The 25,700-nt window shown below is 58.3% G+C and carries 24 protein-coding genes, 1 tRNA gene and 1 pseudogene; 14 read left to right on the top strand and 12 right to left on the bottom strand.

Annotated features, from left to right (window positions below; translation table 11 throughout):
- Together eefB and JLG71_RS00320 are read right to left on the bottom strand one after the other, a co-directional pair.
- Positions 1 to 3,108 (bottom strand): multidrug efflux RND transporter permease subunit EefB, encoded by a 3,108-nt coding sequence (gene eefB, locus JLG71_RS00315; protein ID WP_200913927.1) that lies wholly within the window; start codon positions 3,106 to 3,108, stop codon positions 1 to 3.
- Positions 3,108 to 4,232 (bottom strand): efflux RND transporter periplasmic adaptor subunit, encoded by a 1,125-nt coding sequence (locus JLG71_RS00320; protein ID WP_014227293.1) that lies wholly within the window; start codon positions 4,230 to 4,232, stop codon positions 3,108 to 3,110. The genes eefB and JLG71_RS00320 overlap by 1 nt, the downstream gene beginning before the upstream one ends.
- Positions 4,233 to 4,685: 453 nt before the next feature.
- Between JLG71_RS00320 and JLG71_RS00325 the strand changes: the two genes are divergently transcribed.
- Positions 4,686 to 5,102, top strand: coding sequence for a GNAT family N-acetyltransferase (locus JLG71_RS00325; RefSeq protein ID WP_025107590.1), 417 nt, complete (start codon positions 4,686 to 4,688; stop codon positions 5,100 to 5,102).
- 282 nt (positions 5,103 to 5,384) lie between these two features.
- Here the strand turns inward: JLG71_RS00325 and JLG71_RS00330 are convergent, their stop codons facing one another.
- Complete coding sequence (locus JLG71_RS00330) at positions 5,385 to 6,032, bottom strand: TetR/AcrR family transcriptional regulator (protein WP_200913928.1); 648 nt, start codon at positions 6,030 to 6,032, stop codon at positions 5,385 to 5,387.
- 80 nt (positions 6,033 to 6,112) lie between these two features.
- Between JLG71_RS00330 and JLG71_RS00335 the strand changes: the two genes are divergently transcribed.
- Positions 6,113 to 7,609: an MDR family MFS transporter gene (locus JLG71_RS00335; protein ID WP_032695129.1), complete on the top strand. Its 1,497-nt coding sequence runs from the start codon at positions 6,113 to 6,115 to the stop codon at positions 7,607 to 7,609.
- Here the strand turns inward: JLG71_RS00335 and JLG71_RS00340 are convergent.
- Positions 7,606 to 8,520 carry a LysR family transcriptional regulator gene (locus JLG71_RS00340; RefSeq protein WP_200913929.1) on the bottom strand — a complete coding sequence of 305 codons (915 nt, stop codon included), beginning with the start codon at positions 8,518 to 8,520 and terminating at the stop codon, positions 7,606 to 7,608. The two genes, JLG71_RS00335 and JLG71_RS00340, sit on opposite strands and share 4 nt — an antisense overlap.
- A 102-nt stretch (positions 8,521 to 8,622) precedes the next feature.
- On the opposite strand from JLG71_RS00340, the gene JLG71_RS00345 reads away from it, so the two are divergent.
- The 4 genes from JLG71_RS00345 to JLG71_RS00360 all read left to right on the top strand — a co-directional run bounded on the left by JLG71_RS00345 (position 8,623) and on the right by JLG71_RS00360 (position 11,794).
- On the top strand, positions 8,623 to 9,243 hold the full coding sequence (locus JLG71_RS00345; RefSeq protein ID WP_025107593.1) for a pyridoxamine 5'-phosphate oxidase family protein: 621 nt from the start codon (positions 8,623 to 8,625) through the stop codon (positions 9,241 to 9,243).
- A gap of 130 nt (positions 9,244 to 9,373) precedes the next feature.
- Positions 9,374 to 9,844, top strand: coding sequence for a nuclear transport factor 2 family protein (locus tag JLG71_RS00350; RefSeq protein WP_116280585.1), 471 nt, complete (start codon positions 9,374 to 9,376; stop codon positions 9,842 to 9,844).
- Between the two features lie 255 nt (positions 9,845 to 10,099).
- Positions 10,100 to 10,909 (top strand): lipoprotein NlpA, encoded by an 810-nt coding sequence (gene nlpA / locus JLG71_RS00355; RefSeq protein WP_025107595.1) that lies wholly within the window; start codon positions 10,100 to 10,102, stop codon positions 10,907 to 10,909.
- Between the two features lie 24 nt (positions 10,910 to 10,933).
- On the top strand, positions 10,934 to 11,794 hold the full coding sequence (locus tag JLG71_RS00360; RefSeq protein ID WP_186006225.1) for a DMT family transporter: 861 nt from the start codon (positions 10,934 to 10,936) through the stop codon (positions 11,792 to 11,794).
- On the opposite strand, the gene JLG71_RS00365 is transcribed toward JLG71_RS00360, so the two are convergent.
- Positions 11,786 to 12,340: an NUDIX hydrolase gene (locus tag JLG71_RS00365; protein WP_014227284.1), complete on the bottom strand. Its 555-nt coding sequence runs from the start codon at positions 12,338 to 12,340 to the stop codon at positions 11,786 to 11,788. The two genes, JLG71_RS00360 and JLG71_RS00365, sit on opposite strands and share 9 nt — an antisense overlap.
- 169 nt (positions 12,341 to 12,509) lie before the next feature.
- Between JLG71_RS00365 and JLG71_RS00370 the strand changes: the two genes are divergently transcribed.
- Positions 12,510 to 13,289, top strand: a complete 780-nt coding sequence (locus tag JLG71_RS00370) for an MBL fold metallo-hydrolase (RefSeq protein WP_148849640.1) — start codon at positions 12,510 to 12,512, stop codon at positions 13,287 to 13,289.
- A 14-nt stretch (positions 13,290 to 13,303) separates the two neighbouring features.
- Positions 13,304 to 14,257, top strand: a complete 954-nt coding sequence (locus tag JLG71_RS00375; protein WP_200913930.1) for a GlxA family transcriptional regulator — start codon at positions 13,304 to 13,306, stop codon at positions 14,255 to 14,257.
- Here the strand turns inward: JLG71_RS00375 and JLG71_RS00380 are convergent.
- From JLG71_RS00380 to JLG71_RS00395, 4 genes are all read right to left on the bottom strand, one after another.
- Complete coding sequence (locus tag JLG71_RS00380) at positions 14,254 to 15,303, bottom strand: NAD(P)-dependent alcohol dehydrogenase (RefSeq protein WP_014227281.1); 1,050 nt, start codon at positions 15,301 to 15,303, stop codon at positions 14,254 to 14,256. The genes JLG71_RS00375 and JLG71_RS00380 overlap by 4 nt on opposite strands.
- Before the next feature lie 159 nt (positions 15,304 to 15,462).
- Positions 15,463 to 15,753, bottom strand: a complete 291-nt coding sequence (locus tag JLG71_RS00385) for a putative quinol monooxygenase (protein ID WP_177936724.1) — start codon at positions 15,751 to 15,753, stop codon at positions 15,463 to 15,465.
- A gap of 13 nt (positions 15,754 to 15,766) precedes the next feature.
- Positions 15,767 to 16,774, bottom strand: a complete 1,008-nt coding sequence (locus tag JLG71_RS00390; protein WP_047722808.1) for a zinc-binding alcohol dehydrogenase family protein — start codon at positions 16,772 to 16,774, stop codon at positions 15,767 to 15,769.
- Between the two features lie 112 nt (positions 16,775 to 16,886).
- On the bottom strand, positions 16,887 to 17,354 hold the full coding sequence (locus tag JLG71_RS00395) for a DUF3237 domain-containing protein (RefSeq protein WP_014227279.1): 468 nt from the start codon (positions 17,352 to 17,354) through the stop codon (positions 16,887 to 16,889).
- A 187-nt stretch (positions 17,355 to 17,541) separates the two neighbouring features.
- On the opposite strand from JLG71_RS00395, the gene JLG71_RS00400 reads away from it, so the two are divergent.
- Positions 17,542 to 17,769 carry a shikimate kinase gene (locus JLG71_RS00400; RefSeq protein WP_227630949.1) on the top strand — a complete coding sequence of 76 codons (228 nt, stop codon included), beginning with the start codon at positions 17,542 to 17,544 and terminating at the stop codon, positions 17,767 to 17,769.
- Here JLG71_RS00400 and JLG71_RS00405 read toward each other — a convergent pair.
- The 3 genes and pseudogenes from JLG71_RS00405 to JLG71_RS00415 all read right to left on the bottom strand — a co-directional run.
- Positions 17,763 to 18,074 (bottom strand): annotated as a pseudogene (locus JLG71_RS00405) (virulence RhuM family protein); the annotation flags it as partial. The gene JLG71_RS00400 and the pseudogene JLG71_RS00405 overlap by 7 nt on opposite strands.
- A gap of 124 nt (positions 18,075 to 18,198) precedes the next feature.
- Positions 18,199 to 18,504, bottom strand: a complete 306-nt coding sequence (locus JLG71_RS28315; RefSeq protein ID WP_224243645.1) for a SymE family type I addiction module toxin — start codon at positions 18,502 to 18,504, stop codon at positions 18,199 to 18,201.
- A tRNA-Sec gene (locus tag JLG71_RS00415) sits at positions 18,491 to 18,585 on the bottom strand. The genes JLG71_RS28315 and JLG71_RS00415 overlap by 14 nt, the downstream gene beginning before the upstream one ends.
- Before the next feature lie 291 nt (positions 18,586 to 18,876).
- Here JLG71_RS00415 and JLG71_RS00420 point away from each other — a divergent pair.
- The 5 genes from JLG71_RS00420 (at position 18,877) to JLG71_RS00440 (ending at position 25,692) form a co-directional block, all read left to right on the top strand.
- A complete protein-coding gene (locus JLG71_RS00420) occupies positions 18,877 to 20,271 on the top strand; it encodes a glycoside-pentoside-hexuronide family transporter (protein WP_042946123.1) in 1,395 nt (464 codons plus the stop codon).
- A 13-nt stretch (positions 20,272 to 20,284) separates the two neighbouring features.
- Complete coding sequence (gene yicI / locus JLG71_RS00425) at positions 20,285 to 22,603, top strand: alpha-xylosidase (protein ID WP_200913931.1); 2,319 nt, start codon at positions 20,285 to 20,287, stop codon at positions 22,601 to 22,603.
- A gap of 700 nt (positions 22,604 to 23,303) precedes the next feature.
- Positions 23,304 to 24,875 (top strand): BglG family transcription antiterminator, encoded by a 1,572-nt coding sequence (locus JLG71_RS00430; protein ID WP_032751857.1) that lies wholly within the window; start codon positions 23,304 to 23,306, stop codon positions 24,873 to 24,875.
- A gap of 10 nt (positions 24,876 to 24,885) precedes the next feature.
- Positions 24,886 to 25,356: a PTS sugar transporter subunit IIA gene (locus JLG71_RS00435; protein WP_004126743.1), complete on the top strand. Its 471-nt coding sequence runs from the start codon at positions 24,886 to 24,888 to the stop codon at positions 25,354 to 25,356.
- A 21-nt stretch (positions 25,357 to 25,377) separates the two neighbouring features.
- Entirely contained in the window at positions 25,378 to 25,692 is a 315-nt protein-coding gene (locus JLG71_RS00440) for a PTS fructose transporter subunit IIB (protein ID WP_004126741.1), read from the top strand.
- The last annotated feature ends 8 nt before the right edge of the window (positions 25,693 to 25,700 follow it).

Consider the following 25,700-nt stretch of genomic DNA (forward strand, 5'->3'; position numbering starts at 1 on the left):
TTACTCCTGAGAAGAACGATGGCGGGTGAAGAAACGTTTCACCAGCACAAAGAACAGCGGCACGAAGAACACCGCCAGCAGCGTTGCGGTCAGGGTGCCGCCGATAATCCCGGTACCGATCGCCACGCGGCTATTGGCCCCGGCTCCGGTGGCGATCGCCAGCGGCAGCACCCCGGCAATAAACGCCAGCGAGGTCATCACAATAGGGCGTAGACGGGTCTGCGCGGCGCGCATGGCGGCACGCGACAGGGAGTAGCCCTCTTCCACCGCCGATTCAGCGAATTCGACGATCAGAATGGCGTTCTTCGACGACAGGCCGATGGTGGTTAATAGCGCCACCTGGAAGTAAACGTCATTGCTCAGACCGCGCATCCACGCCGCCAGCGCCGCGCCGAGCAGCCCAAGCGGGATCACCATGATCACCGAGAACGGTACCGACCAGCTCTCATACAGCGCCGCGAGGCACAGGAAGACCACCAGAATCGAGATAGCGTAGAGGCTCATCGCCTGGCCGCTGGCGAGTTTTTCCTGCAGCGACATGCCGCTCCACGCCCAGGTGGTACCGGCGGGCAGGTTATTGGCTAAGGCCTCCATCTTGTCCATTGCCGCGCCGGAGCTGAAGCCGCTGGCGTTCTCACCCTGGATTTCAAAGGCGGCGGAACCGTTGTAGCGCACCAGGCTTTCCGGACCGTATTGCCAGCGGGTGGTGGCGAAGGCGGAGAACGGCGTCATGCTGTCGTCGCTGCCGCGCACAAACCATTTACCGAGGTCGGACGGCACGGCGCGGGCGTCGCTTTCGCCCTGGATATAGACCTTCTTCACGCGACCGCGATCGATAAAGTCGTTAACGTAGGTCCCCCCCCAGGCGCTGGAAAGGGTATCGGTGACATCGCTTAACGACAGCCCGAGCGACACGGCTTTGTTATTATCGATATCCACCTGCAGCTGCGGCATTTGCGGCAGATCGTTGGCGCGTACCGACTGCAGCTCGGTACTTTGATTCGCCGCGGCCAGCAGCTGGCTGCGCATTTTCATCAGGCTATCGCGATCGGTACCGCCGCTGGCCATCAGTTCGAAGGTGAAGCCGTTGCTTTGCCCCAGGCCATCTACCGACGGCGGGGTCATGGCGAACAGGGTGGCGTCGCGAATGCTGCCGAGCTCTTTGGTGGCGCGCAGGGCGATGGCCTGAGCGGTATTTTCTTCGCCTTTACGTTCGGACCAGTTTTTCAGCGACACGAAGGCCATCCCGGCGTTTTGTCCGCTGCCGCTAAAGCTAAAGCCGTCGACGGTAAAGATCACGTCGGTATTGGCTTTCTCTTTCGTCAGGAACCAGTCGGTGACCTGGCGGCGAACCTCGGCGGTACGTACCGCCGTCGCCCCGGCGGGCAGCGTGTACTGGACCATGATTTCGCCCTGATCCTCCGTCGGCAGGAAGCTGCCCGGCAGTTTCCACATCGCCAGCGCCATGCCGCCGCAAATCAGGACAAAAGCGCCCATCATCATCGCCGAGCGGCGCAGGCCGCCAACAACACGATGCTGATAGCCCTGCTCGGTGCGTCCCCACAGGCGGTTAAAGGCGCCAAAGAAGCCTTTGGTATGCGGTTTAGAATGGCTCAGCAGCGCGCCGCACAGCGCCGGGGTTAAGGTTAAGGCGACCACCACGGAGAGCATCATCGCCGAGATAATGGTCACCGAGAACTGGCGATAAATCACCCCGGTTGAGCCGCCGAAGAAGGCCATCGGCAGGAACACTGCCGAGAGCACCAGGGCAATGGCGATCAGCGCGCCGGAGATTTCGCCCATTGATTTTTCGGTGGCTTTGCGGGCGGGCAGCCCCTCGTCGCGCATGATACGCTCGACGTTTTCCACCACCACGATGGCGTCATCCACCAGCAGGCCTATCGCCAGCACCATCGCAAACAGCGTCAGGGTGTTGATGGAGTAGCCGAACAGCGCCAGCACGCCGAAGGTGCCCAGCAGCACGACCGGAACCGCCACCGCCGGGATCAGCGTGGCGCGGAAGTTTTGCAGGAACAGATACATCACGCAGACTACGAGGATAATCGCCTCGAACAGCGTCTGAATCACATCCTCCACCGAGATTTTGATGAACTCGGTGCTGTCTTTCGGGTAGGCGATATCGTAACCCTGCGGCATCTGACGCTGGAACTCGGCAATCTTGTTTTTCACCAGCGTCGCGGTATTCAGGGCGTTAGCGCCCGGCGCCATCATCACCGCGATCCCGGCAGCCGGATGGCCGTTGAGATTGGCGGAGGCGGTGTAATCTTCGCTGCCCATCTCAACGCGGGCGACGTCGCTCAGGCGCACCACCGAACCGTCGCTCTTGCTCTTGACGATAATCTCTTTGAACTGGGCGACGGTTTGCAGCCGCGACTGGGCACGCACGGTGGCGGTCAGCTGCTGCGCGTTGGAGGCGGGTAGCGCGCCGATTTTACCGGCGGACACCTGCACGTTCTGCGCCTCAATGGCCGATTGCACATCGGATGGCATCAGCGAATATGAGGCCAGTTTGGTCGGGTCCATCCAGATGCGCATGGCGTATTCCGCGCCGAACACCTGCAGGCTGCCGACGCCTTCAATACGCGCCATCGGATCCTGCATGTTGCTGACCAGCCAGTCGGAGATGTCGGAGCTGGTGGCTTTGTTGTTTTTGTCATACACCGCGAGGATCAGCAGGAAGCTGCTCTGCGATTTCTCCACCGTTACGCCGGACTGCTGAACTTCGCTCGGCAGACGGGATTCCGCCTGCTGCACTTTGTTCTGCACCTGAACCTGGGCGGTATCCGGATCGGTACCCTGCTCAAAGGTGACGGTAATGCTGACCGAGCCGTCGGAGCTGCTGGTGGATGTAAAGTAGAGCAGGTTGTCCAGTCCGGTGAGCTGCTGCTCAATAACCTGGGTGACGCTGTTTTCCAGGGTTTCCGCAGAGGCCCCGGTGTAGGTGGCGGAGATTTTTATCGCCGGCGGGGCGACGTCAGGATACTGGGCGACCGGCAGGGTGCGGATAGCCAGAATCCCGGCGAGCATAATCAGAATGGCGATAACCCAGGCGAAGACCGGGCGTCGCACGAAGAAACGGGAGAACATCAGGCGTTGCCTCCGTCATTTTTGACTTCGGCGGCTTTGACCTGCTGGCCCGGCGCCACTTTGCCGGTTCCTTCGACAATCAACCTGTCGCCGCTCTTCAGGCCGTTGACGATAAGCCATTTGTCGCCGTAGGTTTCGCCGGTTTCCACGCTGCGCTGTTCAACCTTGTTATTAGCGTCAACCACCAGCGCGGTGGCATCGCCTTTGGCATCGCGGGTGATGCCCTGCTGCGGGGCGAGGATCGCATCGTTCATGATGCCTTCGTCTATGCGGGCGCGAACGAACATCCCCGGCAGCAGCACGTGCTGCGGATTGGGAAAGACCGCGCGCAGCGTGACCGAGCCGGTCGATTCATCCACCGCCACTTCGGTCAGCGCCAGGCGACCTTTTTCGCTGTAGGTGCTGCCATCTTCAAGAGTCAGGGTGACGTTAAGAGTATCGCTGTTGCTCGCCAGGCTTTGCTTACGCAGGCGCAGCAGATCGACGCTGGATCGGGTGAGATCGACGTACATCGTATCCAGGCCGCGGATCGTCGCCAGCGCGGTATCCTGATCGGCGGACACCAGCGCGCCCGGCGTGACGGAAGAGATCCCGATGCGCCCGGCAATCGGTGCGGTCACGGTGGTCCAGTTCAGGTTGATGCGCGCGCTTTCCAGCGCCGCTTTTTTCGACTCGACGCTGGCCTTATCCTGGTTACAGGTCGCTATCGCGTCATCGGCGTCCTGACGGGAGACGCCGTTATCTTTGACCAGCACCGCGTAGCGCTGGGCTTTTTGGCAATCGGCGATGACCAGCGCCTGGGCCTGTTTAAGCGATGCGGCGGCTTCGTTAAACGTCGCGCGATAGCTTGACGGGTCGATTTGGTACAGCGCCTGTCCGGCTTTGACCATATCGCCCTCGGTAAACAGGCGTTTTTGCACGATCCCGCCGACCTGCGGGCGCACTTCGGCGCTAAGCGAGGCGGTGGTGCGTCCGGTCAGGCTGCTCACCACCGGGACAGGCTGGCCGTGCAGGGTAACGACACCCACTTCCTGCGTCATCTGCTGCGGGGAAGCGTTTTGCGCATTATCGCACCCGCTAAGGAGAAATAATGCTGCTGCGATGGGGGCTAAAGTATATTTCATTATATTTTCTCAGGATGAACGACGTCCGCCCCGCAAATTCACTGGCGGGGTGATGGGCCGGGCGATGATGCATCTCCGGGCAAGCACAAATAACCCAATGGGAAATAAATATTCCTGTTTGCAGTAAATAACTCGGTGAATACCGCTATTGATTAAGCGGTTTTTCCGAGATTTTCCCGTGCGGCGAATACGGCATCAGACGGCGGTTACAGGCTCTGAACCGAGCGATAACGCCTGCTACAGGGCATTACTTGTGGGGTTCTCCATGGTTTTTGGTTTTGAGAATGATCGTTCTCATTTTTCCCCATTATACGTCTGTACCGAATGATGGGAAGGTTTTTTACACAAAATTTAGTGCAGGGAATTTAGTCAGGAAATAATGGAGAAAAAAAGGATATTTTGTGAAAGTAGGGTGGTGAATGGTCTGTGAAAAATAAAAGATGGAGATAATCAATGACATTAATAATAACAGAGAACATTAATCCCGCCGATCAAGAAGAGCTGCTGGCGGGACTGCGGGAATACAATCTGCGCTTTCTGGACCCGGCTCAGTTCGGCGAGCTGGGCGTTTATTCACGCGATGACGCTGGCGCGATGCGCGGCGGGTTGATCGGCAAACGCAAGGGCAGCTGGCTGTGTATTGACTATCTGTGGGTCAGCGAAGCCTCGCGCGGCAGCGGCCTTGGCAGCGAGCTGATGCATGAAGCGGAAAACCAGGCGCGGGCGCGCGGCTGCAGCCACGTGCTGGTGGATACGTTCAGCTTTCAGGCGCTGCCGTTTTATCAGAAGCTGGGCTATCAGCTGCAGATGTCGCTGCCGGATTTTCCGCACGTGGGCATGCAGCGCCACTATTTGTCGAAAGTATTGTAAGCCGGGCCTCAGGAGACCCTCCCGGAGGCGGCGCTGTGCGCCTGTCCGGGCTACCCGAACGCAGGCGACTGTGAAGCGGATTGAATCCTCCGGATGGCGGCTGTCGCCTTATCCGGGCTACCCGAACGCAGGCGGCTGTGAAGCGGATTGAATCCCCCGGATGGCGGCTGTCGCCTTATCCGGGCTACCCGATCGCAGGCGGTTGTGAACCGGATTGTATTCCCCGGATTGCAGACGGCTGTGAACCTGTAGCCCGGCTAAGCGCAGCGCGAACCGGGGGAATTAGCCGCCGATCCCCCGGCCTATCAGGGCCAGGGCGTGGCTGACAATCATCTTCCGGTCTACCGATTGCAACCGCGAATCGGTGTGGGGGCGGGAAAACGGCACCAGCACCAGGCTTATCAGGGTGGTAAACAGCAGCTCCGGGGAGAGCGCCGGATTAAGCTTGCCCTCCCGCTGCCAGCGGCGCACCGTCTCCAGCATCTTGTGGTACTTCTCATCGCCAAAACGCGCGTGCATATGCTGGCGCAGCACCGGCATCTCGCCGATGATCTCCTGCATCCACAGCGGCGCGAACCACGCGTTTTTCTCCGCCATGGCCGCCAGGGTTTCAATAAGCAGCGTAAAAGCGGTGACCGGATCGTCGCCGTGCGCGACAAAAATTTGTCCGATCTCGCTGCGTAGCGGCATAAAGCGCTCTTCGACCAGCTTTTCCACCAGCGCTTCGCGCGAGCTGAAATAGTAGTGCAGCATCGCGGGCGTTACCCCCGCCTCTTTGGCGATGGCGTTCAGCGAAATGCGGGCGATCCCGTGGCGCGCAAACAGCGCCAGGGCAATATCCATCAGCTGTTTGCGGTTGGCGGAGCCGGATTTCTGCCCGCGCGGGCGACCGGGACGACGCGGGGCTTCGTTGTCTTTTTGTGCTGACATCCTGTGGCGATCCCTTGACCAGATTCATCATTTCCCTAAATATTAATTATGCATTTAATTAATTTCAAGCGAGTGATGCTATGACATCTGAAATCGCCAGCCAACCGGCGGTGCCCTCGATCCGCCTGCTCTTCAGCGCCCTGCTGCTGGTGATGCTGCTCTCGGCGCTGGATCAGACTATCGTTTCCACCGCGCTGCCGACCATCGTCGGCGAGCTCGGCGGGCTGGATAAGCTCTCCTGGGTGGTCACCGCCTACATCCTGAGTTCGACCATCGCGGTGCCGCTGTACGGTAAATTCGGCGATCTGTTCGGGCGCAAAATCGTTCTGCAGGTGGCGATTGTGCTGTTTCTTGCCGGTTCCGCCCTCTGCGGGCTGGCGCAAAATATGACCCAGCTGGTGCTGATGCGCGGCCTGCAGGGGCTGGGCGGCGGCGGCCTGATGGTGATCAGCATGGCGGCGGTGGCTGACGTCATCCCGCCGGCGAATCGCGGCCGCTATCAGGGTCTGTTCGGCGGCGTCTTTGGTCTGGCGACGGTAATCGGGCCGTTAATCGGCGGCTTCCTGGTGCAGCACGCCTCCTGGCGCTGGATTTTTTACATCAACCTGCCGCTGGGGCTGTTTGCGCTGCTGGTGATCGGTGCGGTTTTTCACAGCAGCAACAAGCGCAGCCAGCACCAGATCGACTGGCTGGGGGCGATTTACCTCAGCATGGCGCTGCTGTGCATCATCCTGTTTACCTCCGAGGGCGGCAGCGTCCGCGCGTGGAGCGACCCGCAGCTGTGGTGCATCCTGGCGTTTGGCCTGGTCGGGATCGTTGGCTTTATTCATGAAGAGCGGCTGGCCAGCGAGCCGATTATTCCGCTCTCCTTATTCCGCAACCGCAGCTTTTTGCTGTGCAGCCTGATTGGCTTTGTTATCGGCATGGCGCTGTTCGGCTCGGTGACCTTCCTGCCGCTCTATTTGCAGGTGGTCAAAGAGGCGACGCCGACCGAGGCGGGCCTGCAGCTGATCCCGCTGATGGGCGGCCTGCTGCTGACCTCGATCGTCAGCGGGCGCATTATCAGCCGCACCGGCAAGTATCGCGTATTTCCGATTATCGGCACCCTGCTGGGGGTCGTCGGCATGGTGCTGCTGACGCGCATCACCATCCACTCCGCGATGTGGCAGCTGTACCTGTTTACCGGCGTACTGGGGGCGGGCCTGGGGCTGGTGATGCAGGTGCTGGTGCTGGCGGTACAGAACGCGATGCCCGCGCAGATGTACGGCGTGGCGACCTCCGGGGTCACGCTGTTTCGATCGATTGGCGGTTCCATCGGCGTGGCGCTGTTTGGGGCAGTGTTTACTCACGTGCTGCAAAGCAATCTCCAGCGCCTGCTGCCGGAAGGGGCGCAGCTGCCGAGGGCGCTGAACCCGGCGGCGGTACAGAATCTCCCGGCGGAGATCCGCCTCGATTATCTGGACGCCTTCGGGTCCGCTATCCATGCGGCGTTTCTGATGGCGGCCTGCATTATGGCGGTGGCGTTTGCCCTCTCCTGGCTACTGAAAGAAGCGCCGCTGAAAACCGGCACACGCTAGACGGCGGCGGCAATACGCAGCAGCGCCCGATGCAGAGCCGGCGCGGCGAAATCGATAAATTTACGCAGCTTAAGCGGAGCCAGATCCCGCGAGGTGTACAGCAGGTGCACCGGTGCAGGCTCTGGTTCCATCGCCTGCAGGAGCAGCTTCAGCTCGCCGCGGGCCAGGCCGTCGATCGCCTGGTAATGCAGCAGGCGCGCCACGCCGGCCCCCAGGCGGGCGGCGTCGGCGGCGCTCTCCGGCGTGGTCAGCGACAGCACCGGCTGCAGCGCCACCAGCCGGTCCTCCGCCTCTTCGGCGTTAAAGCGCCAGCCGCGATAAGGCATCGGCGATTCAATACGAATGATCGGTAGCGCGGCCAGCTCGCGCGGGCGTTCGGGTATGCCGTGTTTTTCCAGCAAAGCCGGGTGCGCGCAGGTCACAATGCGCATCTCGCCCAGCCGGGTGGCCACCATCCCGCTGTCCGGCAGCGTGCCGATACGCACCGCTAAATCAATATGATCGCCCACCAGATCGGCGTTGCGGTCGCTAAGCAGTAAACGGACGCGAATCTGCGGGTAGCGGGCGAGAAAATCCGTCACCACCGGCAAAACATGCTGACGACCGAACATGGTTGGGGCTGAGAGAACCAGTTCGCCTTTTGGCTCCTGATATTCGCCCGCCGCCTGGCGCTCGGCGTTCTCCACCTCTTCGAGAATGCGCCGCGCGGCGGCGACATAATCGACGCCGGCATCGGTCAGCGTCAGCTTGCGGGTGGTGCGGATCATCAGGCGCACGCCGAGGGTATTTTCCAGTTCGCCAATCTGGCGGCTAACGGTGGTCAGGGGCATATTCAGCGCCCGCGCCGCCGCCGACATACTGCCGAGTTCGGCCACTTTCACCAGCAGCGCCATCGCGCTGAGTCGGTCCATAATTATCCCGTTTTACGGAAAGATGATTGTCATATTGCCACTATTATCTTTTCTGTCAGCACAGTCCATGATGAGTTACGCCGCAACGCATCGGGAGGACCTATGCCAGCAGAATTTCTTGATATCGCCATGACGCCGGACGTGATGGATGTCCAGCATGAAATGGGCAGCGATGAGCTGTGGCAGTCGCCGCATCGCCAGCGCCGGGGTGAGCGCTTCGGCGCCAGCGAGGAGGCGATGATTGCCACCCGCGACAGCTTCTATCTGGCTACCCTTTCGCAAACCGGCTGGCCCTATATTCAGCATCGCGGCGGCCCGGTGGGCTTTCTGCATCTGCTGGATGAAACCACCCTGGCGATGGCGGATTTTTCCGGTAATCGCCAGTACATCACCACCGGCAACCTGCGCGGCAGCGATCGGGCCTGTCTGTTTTTGATGGATTACCCGCGCCGTGCCAGGCTGAAAATCTACGCCACCGTAGAGGTTGTGGCGGTGGATGCCGACCCGCAGCTGCTGGCGCAGGTCGCGCCGGAGAACTATCGGGCCCGGATTGAGCGCATCTACCGTTTCCACTTACAGGCTTTTGACTGGAACTGCCCGCAGCATATTACCCCCCGCTACACCGCCCGGCAGGTGGCGGAGTATAGCCAGACGCTGCAACAGCGTATTGACGAACTGGAGCGGGAAAATCAGCGCCTGCAGCAGCTTATATACCCAAAATAATTCGAGTTGCTTAAAGGCGGCAAGGGAGTGAGTCCCCAGGAGCATAGATAACTATGTGACTGGGGTGAACGAGTGTAGCCAACACATAAGCAACTTGAAGTATGAAGGGTATTCATACAGGAGATTCATGATGACCGAACAACGTCCGCCTCTGCCGCCGTTCACCCGCGAGAGCGCCGCACAAAAAGTCCGTGCCGCTGAAGATGGCTGGAACAGCCGCGATGCCGCTAAGGTCGCGCTGGCCTATACCATCGAGAGCGAATGGCGTAACCGCAGCGAATTTGTTCACGGCAGAACGCAGATTATCGACTTCCTGCAGCGGAAATGGCGTAAAGAGCAGGAGTACCGGCTGATTAAGGAGCTGTGGGCGTGGAGCGATAACCGTATTGCGGTACGCTTTGCCTATGAGTGGCACGACGACAGCGGCAACTGGTTTCGTTCATACGGCAACGAGAACTGGGAATTTGATCGGCACGGCCTGATGCAGACGCGCTACGCCTGCATCAACGATCTGCCCATTACGGAGAGCGAGCGTCTGTTTCACTGGCCCCAGGGCCGTCGCCCGGACGATCACCCGGGATTGAGCGAGCTGGGGCTGTAAGGCGCCGTTCTGCGGAACGAGCCTCACCGTTGAAGAGATCCCCGGAGGCGGCGCTGCGCACCTGTCCGGGCTACTCGATCGCAGCCGACGGTGAGCCCGTAGCCCGGGCAGGCGCATCGCGCCGCCCCCGGGAGAAAGGGGGAAGATGATTTTATTTCCGGTTGCGGTTTTTGCGTTTAAAACCCCAGCACAAAGTCGTTATAGTTTCAGACGAAAAAATAATAACGATTTCTATGGACTGATGGGGTGATAACAATGAAATTGCGTTTACGGACAGCCGCCGCCGTGGTGCTGGCGGGCCTGCTGCTGGCGGGTTGCGACCAGAAGGGCAGCGATGCGAAACACATTAAAGTCGGCGTCATTAACGGCGCGGAACAGGATGTGGCGGAAGTGGCGAAGAAAGTGGCTAAAGAGAAATATGGCCTCGACGTGGAGCTGGTGGGCTTTAGCGGCTCGCTGCTGCCGAATGAGTCCACCAACGCCGGGGATCTGGACGCCAACGTCTTTCAGCACCGCCCGTTCCTCGAACAGGATAATAAAGCCCACAACTATCGCCTGGTGGCGGTGGGCAACACCTTCGTCTTCCCGATGGCGGGCTACTCGCGCAAAATAAAATCCGTCGCCGAGCTGAAAGACGGCGCGACCATCGCCATTCCGAACGACCCGACCAACCTGGGCCGCGCGCTGCTTCTGCTCCAGCAGGAAAAGCTGATTACCCTCAAAGCGGGCACCGGCCTGCTGCCGACGGCGGTTGATATCATCGACAACCCGCATCACCTGAAAATTATGGAGCTGGAAGGGGCGCAGCTGCCGCGCGTCATCGACGACCCGAAGGTCGACGTAGCGATCATCAGCACTACCTACCTGCAGCAGACCGGCCTCTCCCCCGTACGCGACGGCATCTTTATTGAAGATAAAAACTCGCCCTATGTGAACATCATCGTGACCCGCGAAGACAACAAAGACGCGGAAAACGTCAAAGCGTTTATCCAGTCCTACCAGTCGCCAGAGGTGGCGAAGGCGGCGGAGACGATCTTTAACGGCGGCGCGGTGCCCGGCTGGTAATCACTCACACAAGGAGACGTGGCGATGACCCGGCAACGCCAGGCTGATTTGCTGCTCATAGCCGCGACGGTTATCGCCGCCTGCGGATGGATTTTTTCCCGTGAAGCGATTGCCGGCATGCCGGTTTTCGCTTTCCTCGGCCTGCGCTTTTTCTTCGCCGCGCTGCTGCTGCTGCCTTTCTGCCGCGGCCTTCGCGTCGAGAGGCAGCAGTGGCCGCGCATGATTATCAGCGGCCTGTGGTTTGCGCTAAACCTGTGCCTGTGGATCTACTCGGTATCAACGACCCCATCGCTGGGCGAAGGGGCGTTTATCATGAGCCTGTCGATGCTGTTCGTGCCGCTTACCGCATGGGTGATGATGAAGGTGCGGCCGGCGCGGGCCTACTGGGAGTGCCTGCCGATTGCGGTTGTCGGTCTCGGCTTACTCAGCCTGCATATGCCGATTGCGTTTCACCCCAGCCAGGGCTGGTTCCTGTTGACCGCGCTGGTGCAATCGATCTGGTTTTGCTACACCAGCAAAAGCGCCCGCGAGGTGCCGCTGATACCGCTGACCACCGTGCAGCTCGGCATTACCGGCATTGTCGGACTGGGGATCTCCGCCGCCGTTGAAAGCTGGACTCAGCCGTTTACCCTGCCGACCTTCGGCTGGCTGCTCGCCAGCATCGTTATCGCCACCAGCCTGCGCTTCGGCCTGCAAATGAAGGGGCAGAAGTACGCGGCGGTCGCCAGCGCGGCGATTATTATGGTGCTGGAACCGCTGCTCACGGTGATTGCCGCCGCGCTGTGGTACGGCGAACAGCTACCGCTGCAGAAAATTATCGGCGGCCTGCTGATCCTCGTCGCTCAGCTGTGGTTCCGCTGGCGGATGCTGAAGCCGCTACGCTAAACCGGTGCGCCGCTGCGCCATCAGATGCAGCAGCGGCACCAGCGATAGCCCGTCCGGCATCTCGCCGCGGGCGATCAGCTGGCCTATCTCTTCGAGGGTAAACCAGCCCGTTTCCATCACTTCATCCTGATCTTCATCCATTCCCACCCAGGTCAAATCGTGGGCCAGCCAGGTAATAAATAGCTGGTCGCTGCTGCCGTAGGAGGGGTTATAGCGGATAATTTCGTCGGCGCGCTGCGCCTGCCAGCCGGTCTCTTCCCGCAGCTCGCGCAGGGCCGCCTCGCGCGGGTCTTCGCCTTCATCGACGCCGCCGGAAGGAATCGCCCACACCACCCGATCGATCAGGTAACGGTAGTGGCGAATCAGCAGCACTTTGTCATCCTGCATCGCCACAATCCCCACCGCCGGGCGAGGATAGTGAATGGAGAAAAAATCCCGCCGATCGCCGGGTGCCATATCAATTCCGACCTTGCGCATGCTGAACCATGGGGTGTCTGCCAGAACCTCGACATCATGCATATCGGCGGAGGTGAGTTTCTTTTTCATCGTAGCCACTGTTCCTCAAAGTTGAGCGTTCAGCACACCATAGCCGGGAGCCGATGGCAACCGTCGCAGATTGGCCCGATTTCATCGTTCATTGCCCAAACGCCCATATTGCGCCAGGCTTGTGGGACGTACGATGTTCAGCAGATAACCGCGAAGAGGAATGAACATCATGAAAATCACCCATGTGCGTAATGCTACCCAGCTTATTGAATATGCGGGTAAAAAGTTTCTGATTGACCCGATGCTTTCAGCCAAGGGCGCCTGGGCGGGCTTTGCCGGTACCGCGCGCAGCGAGTTGCGTAACCCGCTGGTGGAACTGCCTTTTTCCATCGAAACGATCGTTGACGTGGATGCGGTTATCGTCACCCACACCCATCAGGATCACTGGGACGAGGCGGCGATCGCCGCGATCCCCAAAACCCTGCCGGTTTACGTCCAGCATGATGCCGACGGACAGCTGCTGCGCGGCCAGGGCTTTCGCGATATTCGTCTGCTCTCTGAGGACAGCGCATTTGCTGACGTTGCGCTGGTGAAAACCACCTCGGGCCAGCACGGCAGCGACCGCACCTATGCGGTGCCGGCAATGGCCGAGCGCCTGGGCGAAGCCTGCGGCGTGGTGCTGCGCCATCCGCAGGAGAAAACCCTATGGCTGGTGGGGGACACTATCTGGCGCGATGCAGTGGAAGCCGACATGCTCAGGCTGCGCCCTGACGTGGTGGTGCTGAATGCCGGGTATGCGCACGTCATCGGTTTTGGGCCGATCATCATGGGCAAAGAGGATGTGCTGAAGGCGCACTTCGTCCTGCCGGAAGCCAAAATCGTCGCCAGCCATATGGACGCGGTGAACCACTGTCTGCTGAGCCGCGATGAGCTGCGCCAGTACGTGGCTGACAATCAGATTGCCGAAGCGGTCAGCATCCCGCAGGATGGGGAAAGCATGGTCTTTTAGAAGCGGAGCGGGCGATGAAACTCACGGAAGTGGCGATTGTGGCGGTGGATGGGTTTAGCCCGTTTCACTACTCGGTGCCCTGTATGCTGTTTGGCGATATGGTCTCGGAAACCAAACGCTTTAACCTGCATATTTGCGCCGAACGGCCGGGGCTGCTCAGCGCCCGCGACGGCTTCGCGCTGAACGCCAGCGGCGATTTTTCCCTCCTGGCGCAGGCGGATATCGTGGTGGTGCCTTACTGGGGGGCGGTGAATCAGCGCCCACCGCAGCCGCTGCTTGACGGCCTGGTTCGCGCGCGCAATAACGGCGCGCAGATCGTCGGCCTGTGCCTCGGGGCGTTTGTACTCGGCTACGCCGGGCTGCTGGACGACAGGCGCGCGGCGACCCACTGGGAGTTTGAGCAGGATTTTCAGCGCCTGTTTCCACAGGTGCGGCTGGATATCAACGCGCTGTACGTTGACGATGAGGGGATTATCACCTCGGCGGGCACCGCGGCGGCGCTCGACTGCTGCCTGTATCTCATTCGCCAGCGTTTTGGCAGCCTTGTCGCCAATCAGATCGCCCGGCGGATGATCGTCCCGCCGCACCGTGAGGGCGGCCAGGCGCAGTTTATCGCCCAGCCGGTACCCAAAAACACCCGCGACGCGCGGATAAACGGCCTGCTTGAGTATCTCCAGCAGCACATCCGCGAACCGCATAATCTCGACTCGCTGGCGCAGGTGGCGGCGATGAGCCGCCGAACCCTGACCCGCCATTTCGCCAAAGCGACCGGCATGGGCATCGCCGACTGGCTGGCCGCCGAGCGCCTGCGGCGCAGCCAGATCCTGCTGGAGGCCGGGGATTTACCGGTCGGGCAGGTGGCGGAGGAAGTGGGCTATCGCTCCGCCGTAACCTGGCGCCAGCAGTTTAAAGCGCGCTTTGGCGTCAGCCCGGCGGAGTGGCGGCGCACTTTTCGTCGCGGGGCTTAGCCGCCGAGCGTGGCGCTGTCGATGACGAAGCGGTATTTCACGTCGCCTTTAATCATCCGCTCCCAGGCCTCGTTAATCTGGTCGCCGCGAATCAGCTCTATATCGGCGACGATACCGTGCTCGGCGCAGAAATCGAGCATCTCCTGGGTTTCCGGGATGCCGCCGATCATCGACCCGGCAATTGACCGGCGGCGGAAGATTAGATTAAACACTTCCGGCGAGGGATGCGGCGTGGCGGGCGCGCCCACCAGCGTCATGGTGCCGTCGCGCTTGAGCAGGGTGGTGAAGGCATCGAGGTTATGCGGCGCCGCCACGGTGTTGAGTATGAAGTCGAAGCTCTTCAGGTGGGCGGCCATTTCGTTTTCGTTGCGCGAGACCACCACTTCGTCCGCGCCCAGCTCCCGCGCCGCGTCACGCTTGGATTCCGAGGTGGTAAAGGCCACCACGTGGGCGCCCATGGCGTGGGCCAACTTGATGCCCATATGCCCCAGCCCGCCAATGCCCACGATGCCGACTTTTTTGCCCGGTCCGACGTTCCAGTGGCGTAGCGGCGAGTAAGTTGTGATGCCCGCGCACAGCAGCGGCGCGACGGCGGCCAGCTGCTCTTTGGGATGGCGGACGCGCAGCACGTAGCGCTGATGCACAACGATCTGCTGGGAGTAACCGCCGAGCGTGTGGCCGGGCGCGTCCTGCGTCGGGCCGTTATAGGTGAGCACCATACGATCGCAATAGTTTTCCAGCCCGTCCCGGCACTCCTCGCACTCTTTACAGCTGTCGACCATACAGCCGACGCCCACCAGATCGCCAACGGCGTGGCCGGAGACCCGGCTGCCTACGGCGGTCACCCGGCCGACGATTTCATGGCCCGGCACGCAGGGATAGAGCGTCCCTGCCCACTCGGAGCGGGCCTGGTGTACATCCGAGTGGCAGACGCCGCAATAATCAATGGCGATCTGCACATCGTCCGGCCCCGGTTCGCGGCGGGTGATGGCCATAGACCCTAACGGCTGGCTGGCCGAGTTCGTTCCAATAGCGTTGATCTGCATAGCAAAACCTCTTCTACATAACGGCGTTGAATAAAACGGAGGGGGGAGAGCGTTTTTTGAGCGGCAGGATCAAGCGTAGCCTGGTTGAGGCGCGATGGGTGGGGGAGAGCTCAAAGGGTTAAAGATGGGCTCACCCCCGCAAACGGAGTACAGAAAATATCAGGGCGCGACGGGCGTCAGATAATCCAGCCGCAGCGGCCCGGCAAGCAGGCTATCCATCTGCGCAATAAAATCCTGGAAGTGCGGCAGGGTGATATGCGCGTCCAGCGCTTCCTGATTGCGCCAGGATTCGCGCATATAGAACGTATCCGGCGCATCGCGCAGCTGAAACAGGGCGTAATCGAGGTTGCCTGGCTCCTGACGCGTCGGCAGCAGCAGCGCCCGCAGGGCCTGGCGCAGCGCGTCGCTGCGGCCCGGTTTCGCCGTCAGCACCGCGAGAAGTGAAATCACCTCGCCGCTCATCTTAAAAACCCTCCAGCACGATTTTGCCCACCGAGCGCCCGGTTTCCAGCTGCGCGTGCGCTTTTTGCAGATTGGCGGCGGTGATGGCGCCGTAGTGCTCGCCGAGGGTGGTCTTAATGGTGTTGTCGTCTATCAGCGCCGCCACGCGGGTCAGCAGCTGATGCTGGGCGATCATGTCCGGCGTGTCGAACATCGAGCGGGTAAACATAAATTCCCAGTGCAGGGAGATGCTTTTCGCCTTCAGCGGCACCACGTCGAGGGTTTCCGGGTCGTCAATGAGCGCCAGCTTGCCCTGCGGTGCGAGAGCGGCGATCAGCTGCGGATAGTGCTGGTCGGTATTGGTCAGGCTGGCGACGTGGGTCACCGCTTTGACGCCAATCCGCGCCAGCTCTTCGGCGAGCGGTTTGCTGTGATCGATAACATGATGCGCGCCCGCTTCCCGTACCCATTTCTGGCTTTCCGGACGCGAGGCGGTGCCAATGACCGTCATACCGGTGAGCTTGCTGGCGAGCTGGGTCAGTATCGAACCGACGCCGCCCGCCGCGCCGACGATCAGCAGCGTGTCACCCGCGTTGCCGCCTTCCTCTACGCCAAGACGGTGGAACAGCAGCTCCCAGGCGGTAATGGCGGTGAGCGGCAGCGCGGCGGCGGCGGCATTATCCAGAGAACGCGGTTTGCGGGCGACGATGCGCTCATCCACTAACTGAAACTCGCTGTTGCTGCCAGGACGGCCCAGCGCGCCGGCGTACCACACTTCATCTCCCGCGGCGAACAGCGTCACCGCGCTGCCGACGGCTTTCACCACGCCCACCGCGTCCCAGCCCAGCACGCGCGGGGTATCGGCGTTAAACCCGGCGCGGACTTTGGTATCCACCGGGTTGACGGAAATAGCCTTCACTTCAACCAGCAGGTCATGTCCCTCGGCAACCGGCTGCGGCAGCTCGATGTCGGTTAAAAAAGGAATATTGCTGCCTTCTGCCGCCGCGCGGGTAATGGCGATCGCTTTCATACACTCTCCGGTTTTGAATAAGGTTCATCGTTTGAATGTATTGAGGATAGACCGCGGCACGCGGGGGAAAAATGGCCCGACGGCGATAACAGTTATATTGAAAAAGTGAAAATCAGCGGACGCGATAAAAATCGAGCATCACGCCGTCCTGCGTGCGGCCGCCGGAACAGATAAACAGCGAGGTGGTCAGCCAGCGCAGCGCAGGCGCATCCACTTCAAAAGTCGGTACGGTACGAAAATAGATAGCTTCCGGCGGAATATCGCTAAAAAAGCGCATATCGTCGCCGAAAAGACGCTCTTTGTACTCTTCGGGTAGGCGGCGAATGCCGTTGTTTTCGATGTATACCGTGCCTTCTTCCACGTGTAATGCATAGCGGGCAGAGAGGCGGCAGGTGCCGTCAGGTTCGACGATCTGGCTGTCGACGCCGCCGGGTAAGACGTGGCCGTTAAGCTCACCGCGTACGGTTCCGCTGAGGATTGGGATCAGCTGACGTTTCCCGCTCTGCGGGCTGCGGGAGACGATGACCGGTTTGTCTACCTGAATGGTGATAGAGAAGCTGTGTTCGAGTTCGGGTGTCATCATTGGTCTCCTTTCTAAGCCACGTTATCCCGTTAGTGTAAGGATTTAAAGGTGAAGGGAATAACGCAAACATTGGATGGAAATGATTGGCTGGGGAGATGGAAGTGAACAAAAAACCGCCGCGATCGCGGCATTATTTGGCGTATTCTGCTGACATAATGCTTTCACACGGACGCGAGGAATAAAGATGAATACGCTATTTCTGATTGGCCCCGGCGGGGTGGGAAAAAGCACGGTTGGAGCGCTGCTGGCGCAGGCGATGAGCTACCGGTTTATCGATCTCGATAGCGAATTTTGCGAGCAGATTTTAAATATTCGCCAATATATTCAGCGCAATGGATACGAGCGCTATGTGCGTGAGAACGCCGCGCTATGCTCTCGCCTGCTGGCGGAGAATCCGCATGAAAAGCGATAGCCAACGGCAAGGATGACTTGCAGGCTGTAGTGAAGCCGGTTGCGGCTTACCTGGCGACGACCTTCCTGTTGAACTTGTAAGTAAGACTTACAGGTTGCGTTTTGATCAAGTTCTTCTTCTTCATAGATCGCTTTAATGTGCTGTGTAACTGCCTGGGGAGTGATCTGATAAAGATTTGCGATGGATGCCTGAGGGAGACAAAGCGTATCGCTTTCAAAGCGGCATTCTACGCGTACTTTCCCATCACCGCTGGCAAACATAACGAATTCACCTATTGGGGGCGAAGTTAAATGTTCATTTGGCATATAGCCTCCGGGTTAACCTGCTTTGGTTCGCATAGTATGTCAGAAGAGCATAAATTTCATTAGACGGACGATTAACCCGGCGTCATTTGGGAGCGGCTATCCAGAAGGCGAACATGTCCGGGCGTCAGACGAGATGAAGCGTATTGTTGACGCTTTTAAAGGATTGCTGAATTTGCAGTAGCTCCGCTTTAAGCATTTCTTCCTTATCGCTCTGCGGCAGCAGCACAATACAGCCATCCATTACCTTAACCGTGAAGCGCTTTCCGGTATCGAACCCCGCTGCGCGTAACCACTTGCCGGAAAGGGTAAGACTTACGAGCTGGTTTAAAGAGCTGGCGAGAAGCGCTAAAAGCGAAAGGTATTGAACCGAAAGGCTGATTTTCTGGATAAGTTCACATGGATAAAAATGATTGAACTGGCGGAAGATCACAGGAGTTGAACCTGCCCGGGACCGCTGGCGGCCCCAACTGGATTTGAAGTCCAGCCACCTCACCGGAGATGACGATCTTCCGCGCCTCGATTGCTACATGGAGGCGGGGCGCATTATAGCTACTTTCCTGCATTAACCACATCCCCCAACGCACTTTTTTACTGTTAAAACTGGACTTTACAGAACCTTCTTAAACAATTCCTTGCAAAATCCGTGGCTTACACTTTTACACACTCTTTCAGGCTACCGGGATCACATAAAACAAGAAACGTAATTTGAATATGAGATATCGCAATTCATCTTACTGCGCGGATGGTTTACAAAGCATGTAACCGGTACCAACCCGCGGCAGCGCTGAGAGAAGAGTGTGCGATGAAAGATCATATTTTGTCCGTCAAAGAGAAGATTGGCTACGGCATGGGCGATGCCGCAAGCCACATCATTTTTGATAACGTCATGTTGTATATGATGTTTTTCTATACCGATATCTTTGGTATTCCTGCCGGCTATGTCGGCACCATGTTCCTGCTGGCCCGCGCGCTGGATGCGATATCCGACCCCTGCATGGGGCTGCTGGCCGACCGTACCCGCAGCCGCTGGGGGAAATTCCGCCCGTGGATCCTGTTCGGCGCGATTCCGTTCGGCCTCGTGTGCGTACTGGCCTACAGCTCGCCGGACCTGAGTCATAACGGCAAGCTGATATACGCTGCGGTCACCTACACGCTGCTGACCCTGCTTTACACCGTGGTCAACATCCCGTACTGCGCGCTGGGCGGGGTCATCACCGACAACCCAACGCAGCGTATCTCCCTGCAGTCCTGGCGCTTTGTGCTGGCGACGGCGGGCGGCATGCTCTCCACCGTCCTGATGATGCCGCTGGTGAACTTTATCGGCGGCGAAGACAAAGCCTTTGGCTTTCAGGGCGGCATCGCGGTGCTGTCGGCGATCGCTTTCCTGATGCTGGCGTTTTGCTTCTTCACCACCAAAGAGCGCGTCGAAGCACCGCCGAGCTCTACCTCAATGCGGGAAGACCTGCGCGATATCTGGCGCAACGATCAGTGGCGTGTCGTTGGTCTGCTGACCATCCTCAACATCCTCGCGGTCTGCGTTCGCGGCGGCGCGATGATGTATTACACCACCTGGATCATGGGATCTGCTGGTCTGTTCACCGCCTTCCTCACCACCTACTGCGTCGGCAACCTGATTGGCTCGGCGCTGGCGAAGCCGCTCACCGACTGGAAATGCAAAGTCAGCGTCTTCTGGTGGACTAACGCCCTGCTGGCGGCGCTGAGCGTGGCGATGTTCTTCGTGCCGATGGACGCCGAAATCACCATGTTCGCCTTTATCTTCGTGATTGGCGTGCTGCACCAGCTGGTGACGCCGATTCAGTGGGTGATGATGTCCGACACCGTCGACTACGGCGAATGGTGTAACGGCAAACGCCTGACCGGTATCAGCTTTGCGGGCACCCTGTTCGTGCTCAAGCTGGGCCTGGCGCTGGGCGGCGCGCTGATTGGCTGGATGCTGGCGGGCGGCGGTTACGATGCCGCGGCCAAAACCCAGAACAGCGCCACTATCACCATCATCATCTCATTGTTCACCCTCGCTCCGGCGGTCTGTTATCTGCTGAGCGCGGTTATCGCGAAACGCTACTACACCCTGAAAACCCCGTTCCTGAAAAAGATGATGGCGGAGCTGGCTCAGGGCGCGCGCCGCAACGAACACGACTTCACTTCAGCGCCGAACGGCAAAGAATTGCAAAACTAAGAGGAAGCTATTCATGAAAATCAGTGATGGAAACTGGCTTATTCAACCAGGGCTCAATCTGATCCAACCTGTACAGGTGTACGAGGTTGAGCAACAGGGCAACGACATGGTGGTCTACGTCGCGTCGCGCGAAGTGCGCGAGCGTGCCGCCCAGCTGGACGTCCCGCTATTTACCGTGCGCTTCTTCTCCCCGCAGGAAGGGGTGATTGGCGTACGTATGGAGCACTTCCAGGGCGCGCTGAACAACGGCCCACACTATCCGCTGAACGTGCTGAAAGACGTCAAGGTGGAGATTAACAACGGCGCTGAGTATGCCGAGCTGAAGAGCGGCAATTTGACCGCTCGCGTCACGAAAGGCGACTTCTGGTCGCTGGATTTCCTGCGCGACGGCGTGCGGATTACCGGTAGCCAGCTGAAAAACGACGGCTACGTGCAGGATACGAAAACGCATCGTAACTATATGTTTGAGCGCCTGGATCTCGGCGTCGGCGACACCGTTTACGGCCTCGGCGAGCGCTTTACCGCGCTGGTGCGCAACGGCCAGACGGTCGACACCTGGAACGAAGACGGCGGCACCAGCACCGAACAGTCGTACAAAAATATCCCGTTCTATCTGACCAACCGCGGCTACGGCGTGCTGGTGAATCATCCTGAGCGCGTCTCTTTCGAAATCGGCTCCGAGAAAGTCTCTAAGGTGCAGTTCAGCGTCGAAGGTGAATACCTGGAGTACTTCGTTATCGACGGCCCGACCCCGAAAGAGGTGCTGAACCGCTATACCCGGTTTACCGGGCGTCCGGCGCTGCCGCCGGCCTGGTCTTTCGGCCTGTGGCTGACCACCTCGTTCACTACCAACTACGATGAAGCGACGGTTAACAGCTTTATCGACGGCATGGCGGAGCGCAACCTGCCGCTGCACGTGTTCCACTTTGACTGCTTCTGGATGAAGGCTTTCCAGTGGTGCGATTTTGAATGGGATCCGGTGACCTTCCCTGACCCGGAAGGCATGATTAAGCGCCTGAAAGAGAAAGGGCTGAAGGTCTGCGTGTGGATTAACCCCTATATCGGCCAGCGTTCGCCGGTGTTTAAAGAGCTGCAGGAGAAAGGCTATCTGCTGAAACGCCCGGACGGTTCGCTGTGGCAGTGGGATAAATGGCAGCCGGGCCTGGCGATTTATGACTTCACTAATCCGCAAGCCTGCCAGTGGTATGCCGACAAGCTGAAAGGCCTGGTAGCGATGGGCGTTGACTGCTTCAAGACCGACTTCGGCGAGCGTATCCCGACCGACGTGCAGTGGTTTGATGGTTCCGATCCGCAAAAAATGCACAACCACTACGCCTTCATCTATAACGAGCTGGTGTGGAACGTACTGAAAGAGACCGTCGGCGAGAAAGAAGCGGTGCTGTTCGCGCGCTCCGCCTCGGTGGGCGCACAGCAGTTCCCGGTGCACTGGGGCGGCGACTGCTACGCCAACTATGAATCGATGGCGGAAAGCCTGCGCGGCGGCCTGTCGATCGGCATGTCCGGCTTTGGGTTCTGGAGCCACGATATCGGCGGCTTCGAAAACACCGCGCCCGCCCACGTCTACAAGCGCTGGTGCGCCTTCGGCCTGCTGTCGAGCCACAGCCGTCTGCACGGCAGCAAATCCTATCGCGTGCCGTGGGCCTACGATGACGAGTCCTGCGATGTGGTGCGCCACTTCACGCAGCTGAAATGCCGCATGATGCCGTATCTGTACCGTCAGGCGGCGCTGGCCAATGAGTTCGGTACGCCGATGCTGCGTTCGATGATGCTGGAGTTCCCGCACGACCCGGCCTGCGACTATCTGGATCGGCAGTACATGCTGGGGGATTCCGTGCTGGTGGCGCCGGTGTTTAGCGAAGCGGGAGACGTCCAGTTCTGGCTGCCGGAAGGCCGCTGGACCCATCTGTGGCATAACGATGAAGCGCAGGGTAGCCGCTGGCATAAGCAGAATCACGATGTGCTGAGCCTGCCGGTGTACGTGCGTGACAACACTCTGCTGGCGCTGGGAAACAATGATCAGAAGCCAGACTACGCGTGGAACGAAGGTACCGCCTTCCAGCTGTTTTGCCTCGACGATGGTCGCGAAGCCGTCTGCCAGGTGCCGGCCGCGGACGGGTCGGTGGTCTTTACCCTGACGGCGAAACGCCAGGGCAACGTCATCACCGTCAGCGGTGACGGTGAGGCCAGCGGCTGGACGCTGTGCCTGCGCAACATCCAGCAGGTGGCGGGCGTGCAGGGCGGGACTCAGGCGGGTAGCGAGCTGGGCGTGGTGGTGACCGCGCAGGGCAATGCGTTGACGATTACGCTGTAAGCGCTTTGTAGCCCGGACAAGGCGCGTCAAGCGCCGCCTCCGGGGAAGGTGCCAAACCTGATGCATCAGCGCTGCTGCTTCCCGGCTCGCGCTGCGCTTAGTCGGGCTACAGGTTTCCAGCCGTCTGCACGCCGTAGCCCGGACAAGGCGCGTCAAGCGCCGCCTCCGGGGAAGGTGCCAAACCTGATGCATCAGCGCAGCTGCTTCCCGGCTCGCGCTGTGCTTAGCCGGGCTACAGGTTTCCAGCCGTCTGCACGCCGTAGCCCGGACAAGGCGCGTCAAGCGCCGCCTCCGGGAAGAAGGTGCCGAACCTGCTGCATCAGCGCTGCGGCTTCCCGGTTAGCGCTGCGCTTAGCCGGGCTACAGGTTTCCAGCCGTCTGCACGCCGGTAGCCCGGACAAGGCGCGTCAAGCGCCGCCTCCGGGAATGCTGTCAGGCTAAAGGCGGTTAACCATTCCCGGGTATATTCTTATGATGAATTGAGATCGCTATCACGTATATTTCTTCCTGAAATGTGATCTGAATTATAATTATTCCTTAATCCCTCTCTTCGTTTTATTTCTGTCCGGATGTCTGGACAAAATTTAGTATTGTTGTTTACGCCTCTGCTACTTATATTTATCCTCAATGATTTATGTAGCGCTCGCGTGGTATCGCGCTGGCCTCCAGACATTAATCTGGTATGCAATAAGGGTAAATAATGCAAATGATTACCTCACGACAGAACAGATTATTGAAATTTCTCCTGCCCCGCAGAGAATACGTTACGCTGCTGAAAATTGCTGAATATTTAAATGTGTCAGAAAAAACGGTTCAGCGTGATTTACGCTTTTTAGAACAGTGGTTATCTGAGTGGAAAATGACTATCGACAAACGCTCAGGTACCGGCGTGATGCTGATCGCTGATAATGTCACGGATCTGCTGCAATTAGACCAATTACTCAGTAACGAGGGGGAGGACAGCGATGTCATGATGAATAACTCCCGGCGTGTGAAAATTGCTTCGCAGCTCTTAAGTGAGACTCCGCGGGAGACATCAATTAATAAGCTCTCTGAGCGTTATTTTATCAGTAGTGCATCTATCGTTAATGATCTGAAAATTATTGAGTCATGGATTGCTCCGCTCGGCTTAACGCTGATTCGTAGCCAGAGCGGGACGCATATTGAAGGCAGCGAAAACAGCGTCCGCCAGGCGATGGCGTCGTTAATTAATGGAGTGATTAATCATAATGAGCCCGGCTGTATTATCCATTCCCGGCTGGACTCAGGAAGCTATAAAGCGCTGGTGCATTATTTTGGTGAGGATGACGTTTTATTTGTTCAGTCATTATTACAGGAAATGGAGCGCAAGCTGTGCTGGTCATTAGGCGAACCGTATTATGTGAATATTTTTACCCATATCCTCATTATGATGTATCGCATTACCCGTGGGAATGCCTTACCGCGGCGTGAACAGGGGCAGCAGATTTTTGATGAGACGATATTTAGCGTTGCCCAGAATATGCTGCGAAAAATTGAACACCGTATTGACCATTCGTTGCCGGAAGATGAAGTCTGGTTTATTTATCAGTACATCATCTCCTCTGGCGTTGTGGTGGAAGAGCGAGATGATGTCAGCATGGTGCGCTATATGCATTCTAGCGATGAGGCCCGACAAATTACCGATCGCCTGATTAGCGCTTTTTCCACCATGATTGATCTCGATTTAACCGCCGATCGCGCGTTATACGATGGCCTGCTCATTCATATCAAGCCGCTCATTAACCGCCTTAATTTTCGGATTTATATTCGTAACCCTCTGCTTGAGGATATCAAGGGCGAGCTGACGGACGTGTGGCCGCTCACCCAGCGGGCGGTCAATCAGGTTTTTAGCCGCTGGGGCGAGCGTGCGGTTTCCGACGACGAGATTGGCTATCTCACCGTTCATTTCCAGGCGGCGATGGAAAGACAGGTCGCCAGCAAGCGCGTTCTGCTGGTTTGTTCTACCGGAATCGGCACATCTCACCTGTTGAAAAGTAGAGTGTTGAGAGCGTTTCCTGACTGGACCATCGTCGGCGTGGTTTCGGCAAGCAGCCTGCATACCCTTCAGCCGCAGGACAAGATTGAACTGGTTATTTCGACGATCAATCTGCCGGAAATAGCTTTGCCGGTAGTCTATGTTAGCGCATTTTTTAATGATGCCGATATCCGGCGGGTTACGGAAAAAATCGTTACCGACAAATTACATCGTGCGGCAATATCTGCTGTAGATAATGAAGTTTTATATCCATGAGGTAAAGAATATGGACATAACCAGGATTTTAAACACCAAACGCGTTTTGTTAGATATGCACGCTACGAATAAAGCGGAAGCCATCGAGGAGTTAACCGACTTATTACAAAAAGACGGGGCGATAAGCTGTCGAGAAACCTTTATTCAGGATGTCTGGCAGCGTGAGTCGGAAGGCTCAACGGGGTTTGAAAATCATATTGCGATCCCGCATGGAAAGTCGTCCGCCGTTGTTAATACCACCCTTGCCATTGGCCGCACCCGGCAGGATATCGCCTGGGAAACGCTGGACGGCAGCCAGGTACGCTGCATTATTTTATTTGCCGTTCGTCTGGAAGATCAAAATACCACCCATATTCGCCTGTTGTCCCAGGTCGCCGGAGCGCTGGCGGATGATGACATTATTGAACAACTGCTCAAAGAAACCAGTCCGCAGAGGATTATTGATCTGTTTAACCAATATGCCGAGTCGGACATTTACTAACAATAACTAGCGGAGTCCGAGATGAATATTGTCTGTGTTGCTGCCTGTACCGCAGGTATTGCTCATACTTATATTGCACGTGAGAAGCTGATTAAAGGCGCGAAAGCGCTGGGCCACAATGTCAAAGTCGAAACCCAGGGAACCATTGGTACTGAAAATGAACTGGCGGCGGAAGATATTGACGCTGCGGATGTCGTTATTCTTGCCATTGATGTGAAAATTAAAGGCGAAGAGCGTTTTAAAAATAAACGGATTGTCAGAGTAAAAACGGAAGTCGTGATTAAGTCGCCGATTCAGTTTATCGAAAAGGTCGAAAAATCCTTAGCGAATGCCTGATCCTTAAT

This window comes from Klebsiella michiganensis (genome assembly GCF_015139575.1).
In the GTDB taxonomy this organism is placed as follows: domain Bacteria; phylum Pseudomonadota; class Gammaproteobacteria; order Enterobacterales; family Enterobacteriaceae; genus Klebsiella; species Klebsiella michiganensis.

Bases quoted from the DNA above. Each gene is read 5' to 3' on its own strand.
- JLG71_RS00435 (WP_004126743.1), top strand. From the start codon at position 24,886: ATGGACATAACCAGGATTTTAAACACCAAACGCGTTTTGTTAGATATG.
- JLG71_RS00370 (WP_148849640.1), top strand. From the start codon at position 12,510: ATGAAAATCACCCATGTGCGTAATGCTACCCAGCTTATTGAATATGCG.
- JLG71_RS00365 (WP_014227284.1), bottom strand. From the start codon at position 12,340: ATGAAAAAGAAACTCACCTCCGCCGATATGCATGATGTCGAGGTTCTG.
- JLG71_RS00390 (WP_047722808.1), bottom strand. From the start codon at position 16,774: ATGAAAGCGATCGCCATTACCCGCGCGGCGGCAGAAGGCAGCAATATT.
- JLG71_RS00360 (WP_186006225.1), top strand. From the start codon at position 10,934: ATGACCCGGCAACGCCAGGCTGATTTGCTGCTCATAGCCGCGACGGTT.
- JLG71_RS00430 (WP_032751857.1), top strand. From the start codon at position 23,304: ATGCAAATGATTACCTCACGACAGAACAGATTATTGAAATTTCTCCTG.
- JLG71_RS00380 (WP_014227281.1), bottom strand. From the start codon at position 15,303: ATGCAGATCAACGCTATTGGAACGAACTCGGCCAGCCAGCCGTTAGGG.
- JLG71_RS00320 (WP_014227293.1), bottom strand. From the start codon at position 4,232: ATGAAATATACTTTAGCCCCCATCGCAGCAGCATTATTTCTCCTTAGC.
- JLG71_RS00400 (WP_227630949.1), top strand. From the start codon at position 17,542: ATGAATACGCTATTTCTGATTGGCCCCGGCGGGGTGGGAAAAAGCACG.
- JLG71_RS00420 (WP_042946123.1), top strand. From the start codon at position 18,877: ATGAAAGATCATATTTTGTCCGTCAAAGAGAAGATTGGCTACGGCATG.
- JLG71_RS00330 (WP_200913928.1), bottom strand. From the start codon at position 6,032: ATGTCAGCACAAAAAGACAACGAAGCCCCGCGTCGTCCCGGTCGCCCG.
- JLG71_RS00375 (WP_200913930.1), top strand. From the start codon at position 13,304: ATGAAACTCACGGAAGTGGCGATTGTGGCGGTGGATGGGTTTAGCCCG.
- JLG71_RS00325 (WP_025107590.1), top strand. From the start codon at position 4,686: ATGACATTAATAATAACAGAGAACATTAATCCCGCCGATCAAGAAGAG.
- JLG71_RS00395 (WP_014227279.1), bottom strand. From the start codon at position 17,354: ATGACACCCGAACTCGAACACAGCTTCTCTATCACCATTCAGGTAGAC.
- eefB (WP_200913927.1), bottom strand. From the start codon at position 3,108: ATGTTCTCCCGTTTCTTCGTGCGACGCCCGGTCTTCGCCTGGGTTATC.
- JLG71_RS00440 (WP_004126741.1), top strand. From the start codon at position 25,378: ATGAATATTGTCTGTGTTGCTGCCTGTACCGCAGGTATTGCTCATACT.
- nlpA (WP_025107595.1), top strand. From the start codon at position 10,100: ATGAAATTGCGTTTACGGACAGCCGCCGCCGTGGTGCTGGCGGGCCTG.
- JLG71_RS00335 (WP_032695129.1), top strand. From the start codon at position 6,113: ATGACATCTGAAATCGCCAGCCAACCGGCGGTGCCCTCGATCCGCCTG.
- JLG71_RS00340 (WP_200913929.1), bottom strand. From the start codon at position 8,520: ATGGACCGACTCAGCGCGATGGCGCTGCTGGTGAAAGTGGCCGAACTC.
- JLG71_RS00345 (WP_025107593.1), top strand. From the start codon at position 8,623: ATGCCAGCAGAATTTCTTGATATCGCCATGACGCCGGACGTGATGGAT.
- yicI (WP_200913931.1), top strand. From the start codon at position 20,285: ATGAAAATCAGTGATGGAAACTGGCTTATTCAACCAGGGCTCAATCTG.
- JLG71_RS00350 (WP_116280585.1), top strand. From the start codon at position 9,374: ATGACCGAACAACGTCCGCCTCTGCCGCCGTTCACCCGCGAGAGCGCC.